This window comes from Streptomyces sp. NPDC005408 (assembly GCF_040606445.1).
Classification (GTDB): domain Bacteria; phylum Actinomycetota; class Actinomycetes; order Streptomycetales; family Streptomycetaceae; genus Streptomyces.
Window position 1 is genome coordinate 22,264 of the sequence record NZ_JBEXEX010000065.1, and the last position, 13,062, is coordinate 35,325.

General features: G+C 67.0%; 15 protein-coding genes and 1 pseudogene. 4 read left to right on the forward strand and 12 right to left on the reverse strand.

Translation table 11 applies throughout. The annotated features are described in order from the left end of the window. Nucleotides 1-16: 16 nt before the first annotated feature. The 11 genes from ABZS64_RS34860 to ABZS64_RS34910 all read right to left on the reverse strand — a co-directional run bounded on the left by ABZS64_RS34860 (nt 17) and on the right by ABZS64_RS34910 (nt 10,064). Nucleotides 17-502 carry a CBS domain-containing protein gene (locus ABZS64_RS34860; RefSeq protein WP_355838321.1) on the reverse strand — a complete coding sequence of 162 codons (486 nt, stop codon included), beginning with the start codon at nt 500-502 and terminating at the stop codon, nt 17-19. 108 nt (nt 503-610) lie between these two features. Further along, nucleotides 611-901, reverse strand: a complete 291-nt coding sequence (locus ABZS64_RS34865) for a hypothetical protein (RefSeq protein ID WP_355838323.1) — start codon at nt 899-901, stop codon at nt 611-613. A 3-nt stretch (nt 902-904) separates the two neighbouring features. Beyond that, entirely contained in the window at nt 905-2,203 is a 1,299-nt protein-coding gene (locus tag ABZS64_RS34870) for an ArsB/NhaD family transporter (protein ID WP_355838325.1), read from the reverse strand. Further along, the gene (locus ABZS64_RS34875; RefSeq protein WP_355838327.1) at nt 2,200-2,658 is read right to left on the reverse strand and encodes a CBS domain-containing protein; all 459 of its coding nucleotides are present in this window, start codon (nt 2,656-2,658) and stop codon (nt 2,200-2,202) included. Before ABZS64_RS34875 ends, ABZS64_RS34870 begins: the two co-directional genes overlap by 4 nt. Continuing rightward, nucleotides 2,645-3,886: a cation:proton antiporter gene (locus tag ABZS64_RS34880; protein ID WP_355838329.1), complete on the reverse strand. Its 1,242-nt coding sequence runs from the start codon at nt 3,884-3,886 to the stop codon at nt 2,645-2,647. Before ABZS64_RS34880 ends, ABZS64_RS34875 begins: the two co-directional genes overlap by 14 nt. Nucleotides 3,887-4,066: 180 nt before the next feature. After that, the gene (locus ABZS64_RS34885; protein WP_355838331.1) at nt 4,067-4,426 is read right to left on the reverse strand and encodes a hypothetical protein; all 360 of its coding nucleotides are present in this window, start codon (nt 4,424-4,426) and stop codon (nt 4,067-4,069) included. A gap of 597 nt (nt 4,427-5,023) precedes the next feature. Next, nucleotides 5,024-5,563 (reverse strand): hypothetical protein, encoded by a 540-nt coding sequence (locus tag ABZS64_RS34890; RefSeq protein WP_355838333.1) that lies wholly within the window; start codon nt 5,561-5,563, stop codon nt 5,024-5,026. After that, complete coding sequence (locus ABZS64_RS34895) at nt 5,560-7,641, reverse strand: hypothetical protein (RefSeq protein WP_355838335.1); 2,082 nt, start codon at nt 7,639-7,641, stop codon at nt 5,560-5,562. The genes ABZS64_RS34890 and ABZS64_RS34895 overlap by 4 nt, the downstream gene beginning before the upstream one ends. Next, entirely contained in the window at nt 7,641-8,087 is a 447-nt protein-coding gene (locus tag ABZS64_RS34900) for a hypothetical protein (protein ID WP_355838337.1), read from the reverse strand. The genes ABZS64_RS34895 and ABZS64_RS34900 overlap by 1 nt, the downstream gene beginning before the upstream one ends. 224 nt (nt 8,088-8,311) lie before the next feature. Next, nucleotides 8,312-8,815, reverse strand: coding sequence for a hypothetical protein (locus ABZS64_RS34905; RefSeq protein WP_355838338.1), 504 nt, complete (start codon nt 8,813-8,815; stop codon nt 8,312-8,314). Between the two features lie 934 nt (nt 8,816-9,749). Further along, nucleotides 9,750-10,064, reverse strand: coding sequence for a hypothetical protein (locus ABZS64_RS34910; RefSeq protein WP_355838340.1), 315 nt, complete (start codon nt 10,062-10,064; stop codon nt 9,750-9,752). 229 nt (nt 10,065-10,293) lie between these two features. Here ABZS64_RS34910 and ABZS64_RS34915 point away from each other — a divergent pair, with 229 nt between their 5' ends. Further along, nucleotides 10,294-10,917 (forward strand): LysE family translocator, encoded by a 624-nt coding sequence (locus ABZS64_RS34915; RefSeq protein ID WP_355838342.1) that lies wholly within the window; start codon nt 10,294-10,296, stop codon nt 10,915-10,917. Between the two features lie 141 nt (nt 10,918-11,058). Then, on the forward strand, nt 11,059-11,733 hold the full coding sequence (locus ABZS64_RS34920) for an HAD family phosphatase (RefSeq protein ID WP_355838344.1): 675 nt from the start codon (nt 11,059-11,061) through the stop codon (nt 11,731-11,733). Between the two features lie 280 nt (nt 11,734-12,013). Here the strand turns inward: ABZS64_RS34920 and ABZS64_RS34925 are convergent, their stop codons facing one another. Continuing rightward, on the reverse strand, nt 12,014-12,226 hold the full coding sequence (locus tag ABZS64_RS34925) for a hypothetical protein (protein ID WP_355838346.1): 213 nt from the start codon (nt 12,224-12,226) through the stop codon (nt 12,014-12,016). Between ABZS64_RS34925 and ABZS64_RS34930 the strand changes: the two genes are divergently transcribed. Then, nucleotides 12,202-12,405: a transposase gene (locus ABZS64_RS34930; protein WP_355838348.1), complete on the forward strand. Its 204-nt coding sequence runs from the start codon at nt 12,202-12,204 to the stop codon at nt 12,403-12,405. The two genes, ABZS64_RS34925 and ABZS64_RS34930, sit on opposite strands and share 25 nt — an antisense overlap. Before the next feature lie 68 nt (nt 12,406-12,473). Continuing rightward, nucleotides 12,474-12,931: pseudogene (locus tag ABZS64_RS34935) on the forward strand (class I SAM-dependent methyltransferase); the annotation flags it as partial. Nucleotides 12,932-13,062: the final 131 nt, after the last annotated feature.

A 13,062-nucleotide genomic window follows, 5' to 3' on the forward strand; every position in this document is an offset into this window, starting at 1 on the left:
GGGACGATCCGGCCGGTCACGGCCGACTCGTGCCGCCGTAGCCGCCCGACGCTGCGAGGAGCTCATGCAGAAGATGGGCGGCTGTGATCACCCCGAGCAGATGGGTGCCGTCCTTGGCCTTCTCGGCCACGGCCACTAGCGGGCTGCGGACCCGTGCCATGAGCGCGGCCACCTCCAGCGCGGTGTCGTCGGGATCCGCGATGGGCGGCGGAGACGCGGTGCTGGGGAGGCAGTCGCCGACACTGCGTCCGACCAGGGCCTGGCACAGGCGGTCGGCGTGCTTCTCGTCGACGACCGCGGCCAGAGTCGGGTCCTCGATCACGTACTCGGGCACGAGGACTTTGACCATCTGGGAGGCGGGCAGGATCGCCTTGGGTTCGCCGTGCTCGTCCAGCACCAACAGCCCGGGGAGTTTGTGCTCGGCCATCAGCCGGGCCGCCTCTAGCGCGTCGCTGCCGACGTTCACCGATTCGTACTCAACTGCCAGGTCTCGTGCGCGCACGGCCGGCTCCTCGTCTGCTCGTCATGCCCCAGTTCCCAGCGTCGGTCATCAGCGGGCTCCCGGCGATGACCCTGACACGACACATGCAGTCCGCGATCCGGTCCCGGTTCATTCCCGCCCCATGCCGGCTCGGTCCATCAGCCGGTCGACGATGAACGCGGTCAGGACCCCGCCCAACAGCGCCCATACAGCATGGCCAGGATCGGTCCCGCCGAATGCGAGCGCCGTCCCCAATGCGGCCGCAGAGGCGGCACCCGCCACCAATGCCGTCTTGTTGGTCAGGAACCGCCAGTGCTCTCGAGCGGTGCCAGGCCGGCGCAGCTCGCCCAGCGCGGTACGGATGACGAGCGCCGCCGCGGCGATGCTGCAGGCGAGGGCAGCGTGTGTCCATGCCGTCATCGGTCAGGCCAGGGCGAAGTAGCGCAGCCAGACATACCCCGCCGAGATCGCCACGGTGACGGCGGTGACGACGAGTCCGTACTTGGTGAACTGCCAGAAGGAGATGGGGGTGCGGTTGCGCTCGGCGATGCCGAGGACGACGACGTTGGCACTGGCGCCGATCGCCGTGGCGTTGCCGCCGAGGTCCGCTCCGATGGCAAGGGCCCACCACATGACGTGGTTGGTGTCGCCGCCCATCGCCTCGACCAGGTCGCTCGTGATCGGTGCCATGGTGGCGACGTACGGGATGTTGTCGATGATGCCGGACAGCACGGCGGAGGCGCTGAGCAGCAGCATGGAGCCGCCCAGCTCGTTGTCGCCGATGGCGTCGGCGAGGGCCTTGGACACCTCGCCGATCACACCGGTCTCGATCAGGCCGCCGATCATGATGAACAGCCCGGCGAAGAAGGCGAGCGTCGGCCACTCGACCTCTTTGAGTACGTCCCCTGTCTCCGCGGTGGACAGGGCGATCAGCAGACCGGCGCCCAGCAGCGCGACGATGCTGGGCTCGTAGTGCAGCACCGGGTGCAGGACGAATCCGGCGACGACCAGGGTGAGCACGATCAGGCCTTGGACGAGGAGCCTGGGGTCACGGATGGCTTCGCTCTCCTCCAGCTCCATCACCTCGGCCGCGCGGTCCTCGTCGTAGACGAAGGACTTACGGAACAGCCAGCGGCACATGGCGATCAGGACCAGGATCAGCAGAGCGGACAGCGGGGCGAGGTGGACGAGGAAGTCGTTGAAGGTCAGGCCGGCCCGGCTGGCGATGATGATGTTGGGCGGGTCGCCGACGAGGGTCGACATGCCGCCGATGTTGGAGGCCAGGACCTCGGCGATCAGGAACGGGGCAACGGGCAGCGTGAGCCGTTCGCACACCAGCAGGGTGACCGGGGCGATGAGCAGCACGGTGGTGACGTTGTCGAGCAGCGCGGAGGCCACGGCGGTGATGACGATCAGCATGACCATCACCCGGAAGGGCCTGGCCTTGGCTCTTTTCACGGACCAGATGGCCAGGTACTCGAACATGCCGGTCTTCTTCAGCACGCCGACGATCATCATCATGCCCATCAGCAGGAAGATGACGTTCCAGTCGATGCCGCTGTGCTCGGAGTAGAAGGCGGACGTGTCGTCGGTCGCCCTGATCGCCAGCATCAGTCCGGCGCCGCCGAGGGCTGCCGCCACCCGGTGGATCTTCTCGCTGATGATCAGGGCGTACGTGCCGGCGAAGACGACGATCGCCGCCCAGCTCTGCCAGTCGTTCACGATCCTCCGATGAGTCGCTGCATGAGGCGGGCGGCCGTGATGGCGCCCACCAGCCGGACCTGGTCCCCGTCGCGTTCGATGACGGCGACCAGCGGCGTGTGCGTCCGGGCCATGAGCGCCGCCACCTGCAGCGCCCCCGCGTCGGGCCCGACCACCGGCGGCGCGTACGTCCGCGGCGGCAGCCACTGGGTGACGGTCAGGCCCGCGATCTTCTCCGTGACCTCGGCGAGGTGCCGGTCGTCGATCACGGCGGCGACGTGCGGGGTCTCCAGGACGTAGTCCGGTACCAACTGCTTGATCAGCTGGGAGCCCGGCACGATGGCATACGGCTGCTGGTCGGTGTCGACGACGAGCAGCGCGGGCAGCTTGCGCTCGGCCAGCAACCGTGCCGCATCCAACGCGCTGTCGTCCGTCGAGACGGAGGGGTAGGGCTCTGCGAGTTCATGCGCGCGCATGGCCGATCTCCTTGCTGTGGTCTGGTGTTGCTCCGTCCTGGTCGGCCGGGATGCCGACCAGGTCGTCCACGTGGAAGAGCCGGGCGATCGGCACGTCGGTGCTGCTGTGGGCGATGATCGAGGCCGCGATGCAGACGGCGATGAGGGTGTACGCCTCCTGGCCGTGTGGGATGCCGGCCTGCAGCACCAGGAGCCCGTACACCACCGACGCGAAGCCCTTCGGGCCGAACCAGGCCGCGACCAGCTTCTCCCGGCGGTCGAATCGCGTTCCTATGAGCGAGATCAGCAGCGACGCCGGGCGGACGAGCGCGATCGCCAGAACCACAGCGACGTAGCCGCCGACGGACAGGTCGCCGAACAGCTGCGGGGTCAGCAGCGCGCCGAAGACCAGCAGGGCCGCGAACTTGGCCAGCTCGGCCAGCGCCTCACCGAGCGGCTCGAACGCCGCCTTCGCCTCCGGGGAGGCCGAAGTGAGCACAGCACCCGCGGAGAAGGCCGCGAGGTAGGGGTTGGCGTGGGTGAGGTGGCACAGCCCGTACAGGATGATCCCGGTGGCCAGCGGCAGCAGCGGCTGCAGTTTCGCCTCGGCGCCGAGCAGCCGGAACCGCACGTGGCCCGTGACGAGCAGCGGCAGCAGGATGCCGAGGGCGAGGCCGCCTCCCAGCTCCAGGGCGATCTTCCCGAGCGACGCGTGCGCCGGGCCCGCCGTGGGGCCGGCCGCGGTGATGAGGATCAGGACGATCGGCAGGGCGAGGCCGTCGTTGATGCCGCTTTCCACATTCAACAACTGCCGCAGCTTGGCCGGGACTTCCTTGCGGCCGACGATCGCGGAGGCGAACACCGGGTCGGTGGGCGCGAGTACCGCGCCGACCAGGAACGACGTCGTCCAGTCCAGACCGACCAGGTAGTGCGTGATCAGGGCCATGCCGGCGAAGGCGAGCGGCATGCCCAGGCCCAGAGCCCGGGCCGGGTTTTTCCAGTTGGCCCGCAGCTTCGGGAAGGAGACGTGCATTCCGTCGGTGAACAGCACCGCGAACAGGGCGAGGTCCGCGGTGACCGCGACGATCTCGCTGTCCGATGTGATGTGGATCAGGCCGAGAAAGCCGTCACTGACCAGCGCCCCGCCGACGAGGAACAGGAAGGAGGTGGACAGGACGGTACGGGCGGCAAGCCCGGAGAGCAGCACCGCGATGAGCAGTGCGACTCCGAAGACGGCAACGAGCACCATGAGGGTGTCCCCCGATCGGCAAAGAGAGCTCTCTCGAATTCGCCGACCAGGCTTCCCGGCACACCATGCTGGACTTTACATGTCTCTTACGCAACATTGACAGGTCTCCAGCGCGCACCCGCGGCGCCGTCACGTTGCCGGATCCCGGCAGGGATTCTGTGCTGCTCCGTCGCGTGGTTGTCAGGCACGACCGTCCCACCAGGTCGAGCGCACGACGGATGACCCGGCGCGCTCGGCGTCGCGGCGGTTGAAACGCTCGCACAGGGTCGCCCCGAGAACGAGTCCGTTTCCGCCAAGGACGGTCATCGGGACCTGGACCATCCGCAGGAAGTCCGCATCCTCGGAGCGCATTCCGGACAGGGCTGTGACGGGCGGGATCAGCAGGGCCACGTACAGGACCAGGGCCGCGATCCCCTTCACCTTGAGTCCGCCAGGTGTGGACTGCCGCCGCATCCACTGCGGCACCCGCCCGGACAGGAACAGCGCAGCCAGGGGCAGCACGATCGCCGACCAGACAGTTATCCACAGCCATGGGAACATTTCCCCTCCATGGCCGAGTTGGGGACGCGAGCGGGCCGGCCACGCCAACGCAGAGATATTTCCACCGCCCCCAGCAACCAATCAGTGCCCTGATACGGCAACCCCGCGCCGTCTTGGCTGCCGAAAGCAGATCCAGTCCTTACCCGCCCCTCCTGCACATGGGCCCCCTGCCCGAAGAACATCCCCGTGCCCAGTTGGCGCGCGGCTGGGTTTACGCCGAATCCCAGGTCGCGGGGGTAGGGTGACGGCCCGCGCAGCCTTGACAGGGTGTCAATGCAAGCTCGACGCTGCCGGCTGGGACGCCGGTGAGGCCGATGACGATCCGCTCGCGGGAGCCCCAGATCTTGGAGACGCAGTGGTCGGTCCGGTATTCGTCGACCCGGTCTGCGGTCCAGAGCAGGCCGAGCTCGCGCAGGGCGGTGAGGTTGCCAGGGGGCCTTGCGTGAAACCCCATCACCCCACGTCAGGCAGCATGCCTTCGCCATGGCCCCAGTGGCGACCTCGGGGGAGTCAAAGGGCGTGCCCCCCAGCGAGCCCCCACTGACCCACGCCCACGGTCGCCTTGGGAAGGAGCGGGCCGTGGGCGTGGCGTGGGTGTCAGGCCGTGCAGCCGAGAGCCTTCTTCACCTTCGGTACGAAGTCGAGAGTGAAGGACTCGATGTGCTCGCGCCGCCGGGTGACGTCGCCGGTGGACTTGAGACTGACCTCGACGTACACGATGACGTACTTGGCGTCGGGCGCCGCGCACTGCGTGCTGACCATGGCGTTGAAGTCACCCACCGCACCCAGTCCCCCGAACGGCAGGTCCTTCGTCTTCGCCCGGTTCTTGAAGCGGAACTCCTCCGACTCGTCCATCGGGTCGTAGAGCTTGTCGACCTTTTCGAGCCGGAGGTTCACCACGAGCCATTCGTCGACCCAGATGGCGCAGTTGCCTTTGCTCGTGGCAAGGGGCTTGCCCAGGACCTTGAGCTCCTTCCCGTCCACCAGGAACGGGTCGAGCGCTTTCTCGCTGACCGGGACACCGCACGCCTCCTGCGGAACGGTGTACTCGCGTCCCCCGCCGCACGCGCCGAGTGACAGCGCGAGGCAGCAGGCCAGGGACGAGGCGGCGAGGCGCCGTGATGTCTTCTTGGTCATTGGACGCCCGCCACTCCTTCGGCCTTCTTGTTGCCGTCGTTGGCGGCTTCCCCGATCTGCTTGTAGATGCCGTGGTCCTTCGAGTAGCCCTCGTGCGCCGGGTCCTCGGCCCACTTCTCGTTCTGCCCGTACCAGATGTCCGCGATCTGCTGGAGCTCCTGGGTGCGCCGGCCGTACGTCTCCTGGTGGTCCGCGGTGGCCTGGCCGTTGATCTTGTTCTGCTCGTCCTCCAGCATCTTCGACGTGACCAGGTCCACGACACGCTGGGCAGCGTCACCGGCAGGATGCCACGGTGTTACAAGGCCGCCGATGACGTGGTACCTCCCGGCCTTGTCCCACGAGGCGTCGGCGAGCTTCTGGCCCTTCTCGTCGTTGGTGGCCTGGTAGCGGGCCTCCTCCAGGAAGCCGATGGTGCGGCCGGCGCGGTCCAGGCTGTCTTCCGGGTGCGCCTTCTCCGTGTAGATGTCGGCCACGACCGCTCCGTGCATCTGGGTGACAAGCTCGCCGTAAGCGTCCCTGTTCCGCGAGATCTGCTTACTGACCTCCATCAGCTGCCCGGAGTCGAGCTCGTGCCGTGACACCGGGTCGCTCATCGCCTCGTGCACCCAGTCGCCGTGGTTGCCCATGGCCAGCGCCATGTCGTCGCGCAGCTCGGGCGGGAAGTCGTTGCTCATGCTGGAGAGGATTCCGAGGGACCGCTTCATGGCCTCGCGCTGCTCCGGCGTGTGCGGCTGGAACTCCGCGCTGGGGTCCTTCGGGTCGGACACACCCGACACGGCCGCGAACATGGCCTTGCCGGCTGCGTCCTTGGCCTCGTTCGGGCCGTCGTCCAGGGGCGAGTCGTCGAAGTACGGGCGGTCCTTGAGCACCCACTGCGCGTTGTCCTGCGGCTCCTTCGCATTGAAGAAGTCCGTTGAAGCATCCGGGCTGTTGGCGAGTGCCGTAAGGAAGCCCGTCATCGGGTCGCGGCCGAACTCCTCGTCACCGATGAAGTTCATCTTCGGCTTCGGCTGCATGTTCCAGTAGCGGTCGGGGAGCTTCATCTCCTTCTCGGTGGCGACCAGCTCCTTCCCGTACTTGTTGAGGAACTGGTCGTCGTAGTCGCCCGTGCGCATGAGGTTGCTCATGATCTGGAAGCCCCACACGTCCCCGCTGCGGGTGTTGTACCGCTGGCCCGAGAGCTTCACCATGTCGTTCTCCCACTGCCGCATGGCGGGGCTGTCCGACTGCGTGGCACCGCCCAGGACGACGCCGAGGTTCTTCTGGAAGTCTCCGAGCTGGTTGAGCTGCGTGCGGGTCAGGTCCTTTGTGCTGTCGGGGCTGGAGAGGTCCGCCCAGAACTCCAGCGTCGCCTTCGGGCCCAACTGCGTGGCGAACTTCTCCTGGAACAACGGATCGTTCTTGTACGAGGCGAGCAGCCCGTTCAGTTTCTGGAACTCCTCGGGCGACATCTCGTCACCCTTCGCCTGGATGATCTTGGCCGCTTCCTCCGCCTTGCGGATCGCGTCGATCGCGGAATCGCGGTCGCCGTACGCGGCCCCGGAGAAGCCCACCTCGGCCTGGTCGACGAGGGCGCGCAGGACGGTCGCCGCCGTCGTGTCGCTCTCCGTCGCCCGGTTCAGGATGCGCTGTACGTCGTCCCGCAGCTGCTCCGCGTCCTGCGGGGAGTGATCCGGGACGTCATGGCCCTTGGCGGCGCGGTCCGGGTGGATGAGCATCGTCACGGTGAAGCCGCCACCGGCGATCGGGGTCACCGTGAGGTTCTTCTTGCGGCCTCGTTCAATGGCCTGATCGAGCTGTTCGTTGTAGCTGACCAGCTCGTCGTGGGTGTCCTTGAGGATGTCGTGGATGCTCTTGGCCTCCGTGTGGGCGTCGGAGAACTCACCCGCCGTCTTGGTGATGAACTCACGGGAGACCGTGGCATTCATGCCGGCCCAGTTGGCCTTGTCCGCCTTCGCCTTCAGATCGTCCCGTGCGTCCCTTTCCAGCGTCTGGAGCTTGTCCACCACCCCCTTCCAGGCGGTGATGGCCTGGCCGAGCTGGCTGAAGTTGCCCTGGCGCAGCGTTTCGAGGTCCATCAGCGCTGCGTCCTCTCGGTGAATCCGTCGTCCAACGTCGCGATGCTGCTCACGACGCCGTAGATGTGGTACTCGTCACCGGCGTGCGCGTTCTGGGTGAAGTCCATGTGGTTCGAGATGTGCGCGCAGGCGTCCAGCAGGGTCTTGAGCTGCTTCTCCCAGCGCTCCTGCACGTGGTCGAGCCCGCCGCCCAGCGCGAATCCCTGGGTGGTGAGGTCCTTCGCGGCCGTCTGGCTGATGGACCAGGCGTCACGGCCGTATCTGCCGAGATTGTCGAAGAGCCGGAACGCGGCGTCACCGACTGCCGCGAGATCCTGCTGGCCGACCTTCAGGTCACCCCCCGGGGGGGCTGCGCCCGGGTCGTCCGGCACACGGTTCAACTGCATCGCCGCCGAGTGTTTCTCGGCCGCCTCCGTCTTGAGCTGCTCCCACTCGTCCCAGGCCATCAGACCCCTCTCCCCCGTGCAACCTGTTCGCTCCGTCGAGTGAGCAGATTCGGTCTTCTGCTCGAAATGCGACTGAGCACTCGAACTTGACGGGAGTTTAGCGCCTCCGCACGATGGCCGGCCGGTGCCCATTCGGTTGAGCCCGGCTCCGCTCTGACGGACACCATGGGTGTGGTGGCCGCGCCGGAGCCGGGGGCTCTGCGGTCGCGGTCGGCCCCGCGGCTTCAGCATGGGCCTTCCTTCACGTCCACGTGGAGCGTGACGGTCGTGGTCGACATGCTTGCCTTCGGCAGGGGAGGGGACACGCGCATGCAGTAAATGGTCTCGACGTCATCCGTGCTGATCTCGAAGGCGTCGGAGCCCCGGTCAGCACCCGCGCCACCGCGGCCGGCCGTGTCCGATTCCTGGATCGCGTCGACGCGGACGAGAGCGTACTCGGGACCCTCTCCTGTCGCCTTGACGGCGTCTTCGATCCGATACTCGTAACGGGAGCCCCCACTCAGTGGCTGCGGTTCCGATTCCAGTTCGCGAGCGGCCTCGTGGACGGCGTCCCGCCACTCGCTCTCGCTCCAGCTCGAACTGTCGAAGAGGTAGTACATGTAGCCGACCGCGACCACGGCGGATATCACGATCAGCGCGCGCCCTATGGGGTTTCTCGGGTTGTACACATACCGGGGCGTCCTCCGCCTGCGAACGAAGATCGACTCGTCACGATGGCCTCCACTCATCCGGCGAGCGTAACGAGCCGACGAGTACGGCCGATAGGCAAGTTCCCGGTGCGAACTCCGGTGAGCAGGACCATGGCCGACGGCAGCCACGACCGCCACCCGCTCGTATCTGTTCAGCACCGATGGCATGACGAACCTCGCCCAGATACGCCGCGGACGCCCACCCAGAAGTGCATCCTCCTGCCCATGCACTTCAGCAGAACGAAAAGGCCAGGTCAGAGGCTATGAGATCTGCGCGACCACACTGTCAGCAACAGGCGCGACCTCGGCAAGCCCTATCCGCTGGGCTGTCAGCGGTCAGTCGACCACCAGGGCACATGCCCCGGAAAGTGTTCCCTCGGACCTCCTCCCGGCGATACCCAGGAGTCACCTGACCAGGGCGCTTGTGTCGCCGGGACCAGGATTCGCCACTGGGGTTCCCTGCACCGTTTTCGACAAGCCCCGAGTCAAAGACGGCATCGGGTCTCCGACCGGCTGGAGGGACCACTTCCGGGAGCGTGGGGCCTTACTCGCGGAATCGGAGGGCGATCCTAAGACACCGGGCGAAACCTGCCGGCGGCTTCCGTCGCGGCGTTCTCTGCCTCCCCGGCATGCACCAGCAGTTCACACAATGGCTGAGCGCCCAGGCTGCGGTGAGCGCGGAAGACTTCGGAAGACCGACGCCCTCTCTGGGATCCACCAGGAGCCCCTGCCCTCTTGACGCCGGAAGGGCTCAGCGAGTGTGCGTGGCGCCTCCCGATACGGCTCCGGGCAGAACAGCGCCCGCACGAGCGGAACCACACCATCATCCACGGCGCAGCAGCACCTCACGCTCCAGCGTTTCCGGCAGAGCTGCGTCCCTGGGTCGCGTGACTGCCCTACCAGTGATCATCGACGCCTCCGACATTCTGCCGACTACCCCGGTGTGGGGGTCCGATCGCCGTCCCAGGCGGCATCACCGTTTCGGCGCCAGCAGTTGGGATGATTGGCCACGACACTCGTCTCGGCACCTACCCGTACAACCGCCGGCGCGGTGGTCGAGGCAGTCGGTGACGGAGTTGGCCTTCCAGTTCCCGCCGCCGTACTTGGAGTCCCAGTGGCGGGCGTCTTCGGCGGCCTCGCGCAGTTCGTCGAGGTCGGCCCGGCCGACCTGCTGGCCGCCACGGCGGTCGGGGTTCTCGTCGGCGGGGGTGACGAGCCATCGGGTGACGGGGGTTGTAAAGGTGGACGCGGCGAAGCCGGATCCGGCCAGGAAGTCGCGGCGGTTCACGGAGCTCCAGAACGAAGTGGCGACGCGGCCAGCGTCGGCGGGGTCCCCGGCTGGCGGCATCGCTTGATTCATACCTCGGGCACGTCATCGTGAGTTGTGATGCGCGATAAGAGAGGGGCAGGCAGAGCGATTCCTGCCCGATCTCGGGCAGGAAAGTAGATGTTCTAAGGCCCCCAACGTATGGTGACCGTCCATGATCTCCATGGATGCATTGTGGACTTTCTCTCTGATGGTGGGACTTCTCACCCTAACTCCCGGGCTGGACACCGCCCTTGTCCTGCGCACTGCCGCGCTCGGGCACCGCCGTCGCGCCTGGGGAGTGGTCCTCGGTATCCAGAGCGGCACAGTGGTCTGGGGCATGCTCACCTCGCTCGGTGTAACCGCCCTGCTGACCGCGTCTCACCTCGCGTACGAGGCACTCCGCTGGGCCGGGGCCGCATACCTGGTGTGGATGGGTGGCAGGCTGCTATGGGCCACCTGGCGCAACTCGGTGGACGAGTGCCCGAGGACGACGGGGAGCGGGGCCGAGGTCAAGACAGGGACCGGCGCCGGCAACACCCTGCTCGGCGGCTGGCGTCAGGGGATCGCGACCAACCTTCTCAACCCGAAGATGGGAGCCTTCTATGTCGCCGTGCTCCCGCAGTTCATCCCCACCAACGCCTCGCACCTCGCTGCGGGCGTGCTCCTGACCGGTATACACATCCTTCTGGCCGTCATCTGGGCCTGCGCACTGATCACCCTCGGACACGTGCTCCGAGACCGCCTGCAACGGCCTTCGGCGCGCCGCTGTCTCGACCGAATCACCGGTACGGTCATCGCCGCCTTCGGTCTCCGACTCGCGCTCGGGGAGTGAGGCATCGGCCGGCGAGACCGCAGGCTGGCGTCTCGATGATCTCCGGAACACCAACGATCGAGTCGTGAGGCTGGTGTGAGCCCCTTGCGCCAGCAACCTCTCAACAGGCAACCAGCTCACCCGAAGCGAAAGGACACATACATGTACTCACTCCCCACCAGTACGGAGGCCGTGATCTTCGACTGCGACGGCCTGTTGGTCAACACCGAAGCATGCTGGACCGTCGCGGAATCGGCTATCTTCGCCGCGCACGGCCACTCCTTCGGCCACGAACAGAAAGCGCTGGTCATCGGCCGTACCGTGGAGGCTGCGGGAGAGGCCATGGCGGACTACTTCGGGCGGCCCGGAGCCGGTGCCGAACTCGCCGCCGAGCTTCTCGAAAGAGTCCGCAGGGAGCTGGCCCGGGGCGCCTCAGCCCTCCCCGGGGCTGCGGAGCTGGTGCGTGCCTGCCGGGCAGCCGTGCCGATAGCCGTCGCCAGCAACAGCCCCCGGGAACTGCTGGACACGGCACTGAGATCGGCTGGTCTCGCCGCGTACTTCACCCACTCGTTCGCCGCCGACGAGGTGCGTTCCCCCAAGCCCGCACCAGACCTCTACCTCACGGCATGCGAGGCACTCTGTGTGGACCCGAAGCGTTCCGTCGCCTTCGAGGACTCGGCCACGGGCATCTCCTCGGCGCGTGCGGCCGGGCTTTACGTCGCGGTCATACCGTCCCTTCCCGGGGCCGACCTCGACCACGACTGGTTGGGCGCCAGCCTGGGCGAACCCGAATTGCTGGACTGGGCCAGGGAACTGGGACACAACACTGTCTACTGACCACCACCCTCTTCGAACGCACGGGCGGCGGTCCCACCGATTTGATGACACTGCTGCTCACCGGGTGGCCGTAGGGGCAGGCTGGAGCGACAGGGGCGAAATCCGCTCACACGACCCGGATACTGAGCCAGTCACGGGTTCTCGACATCGCCGTCCGAAATTTCTTTTGGCTCTCGTAGATGAGCCTGGGTGAGCCGGCTCGCGGTGTCCGGGTCCACGGAGCGGCGCGAGGGCGAGACGGAACGGGCCTTCCAAGATCAGCAGCGACCAAGCAACTGAATCAAGAGAAGGCCTGGCGTGCGTCACTGAACGTGGTCCTGGCGCGTCGTGGTGCGCTCGGAGCGATGAGTTGTTCGGCGTGGAGAGCATGCACGTCCACGACGTCACCCGCGATCCCGGCGTTGGCCGTGGACAGGGTCTGGTGGCGCTGGACATCGAGTCCGACGCCGATCTGACCGGCTGTCCGGACTGCGGGGTGGTCGCGGTCGGCCACGGGCGGCAGAGAAGGTCGTTGAGTCGCTCCACACCTGCCCGATCCCCGAGGTCGCCAAGCTCGGCCGGACGCTACGCCAGTGGCGCGCTGAGATCCTTGCCTACTTCGACACCGGCGGAGTCTCCAACGGCGGTACCTTCTCTGAACTAAGAGGTGGCCTCACTGGGGCTGTTGGGTAGCCTGCGGCCGTGGGAATGGGACTGAACACTGGTGCTGGCTGGAAGACACGCGGGCGTCTTACGACACCGTGGCTGCTAGTTATGCGGACCTGACGCGTCACCTTCTGGATGAAACTCCCGAGGAGCGCGCTGTCCTGGCGTTGTTCGCCGACCTGGTGCGCGCCCAGGGCGGGGGCCAGTTGCTGACGTGGGATGCGGGACGGGGAGGATTCCGGCTCACCTGCATCTGCTGGGCGTGGACGCGTTCGGGATCGATCTGTCGCCCGGGATGATCGACGTGGCCCGGCGTGATCACCCTGGTCTCCGGTTCGTTCTCGGCTCGATGACGGACCTCGACCTCGCCGACGCCTCGATGACTGGCCTGATCGCCTGGTATTCGCTGATCCATGTCCCCGACGACGCGATCAACTCGGTCTTCGCGCACTTCCAGCGAGTGGTTCGGCCCGGTGGGCCGCTGCTACTCAGCTTCCACGTCGGTGATGAGTCGCAGTTGAAGATCCAGGGCTATGGCGGGCACTCGATGAAGGATGACTTCCCGGTCCCCGCGGCCACGGACGGAACGCCCCGTATGGAGTGCGTGATCGAGTCCGTGGTGACCAAGCGTTTGGGCGCTCTGCCCGTCGCTGCCGAGTTTCTGCGCCGGCTGGATGTTGCGGG

Excerpts from the sequence above, each read along its gene's own strand:
- ABZS64_RS34865 (WP_355838323.1), bottom strand. The coding sequence starts at position 901 with ATGACGGCATGGACACACGCTGCCCTCGCCTGCAGCATCGCCGCGGCG.
- ABZS64_RS34875 (WP_355838327.1), bottom strand. The coding sequence starts at position 2,658 with ATGCGCGCGCATGAACTCGCAGAGCCCTACCCCTCCGTCTCGACGGAC.
- ABZS64_RS34880 (WP_355838329.1), bottom strand. The coding sequence starts at position 3,886 with ATGGTGCTCGTTGCCGTCTTCGGAGTCGCACTGCTCATCGCGGTGCTG.
- ABZS64_RS34885 (WP_355838331.1), bottom strand. The coding sequence starts at position 4,426 with ATGTTCCCATGGCTGTGGATAACTGTCTGGTCGGCGATCGTGCTGCCC.
- ABZS64_RS34890 (WP_355838333.1), bottom strand. The coding sequence starts at position 5,563 with ATGACCAAGAAGACATCACGGCGCCTCGCCGCCTCGTCCCTGGCCTGC.
- ABZS64_RS34895 (WP_355838335.1), bottom strand. The coding sequence starts at position 7,641 with ATGGACCTCGAAACGCTGCGCCAGGGCAACTTCAGCCAGCTCGGCCAG.
- ABZS64_RS34900 (WP_355838337.1), bottom strand. The coding sequence starts at position 8,087 with ATGGCCTGGGACGAGTGGGAGCAGCTCAAGACGGAGGCGGCCGAGAAA.
- ABZS64_RS34905 (WP_355838338.1), bottom strand. The coding sequence starts at position 8,815 with ATGAGTGGAGGCCATCGTGACGAGTCGATCTTCGTTCGCAGGCGGAGG.
- ABZS64_RS34915 (WP_355838342.1), top strand. The coding sequence starts at position 10,294 with ATGGTGGGACTTCTCACCCTAACTCCCGGGCTGGACACCGCCCTTGTC.
- ABZS64_RS34920 (WP_355838344.1), top strand. The coding sequence starts at position 11,059 with ATGTACTCACTCCCCACCAGTACGGAGGCCGTGATCTTCGACTGCGAC.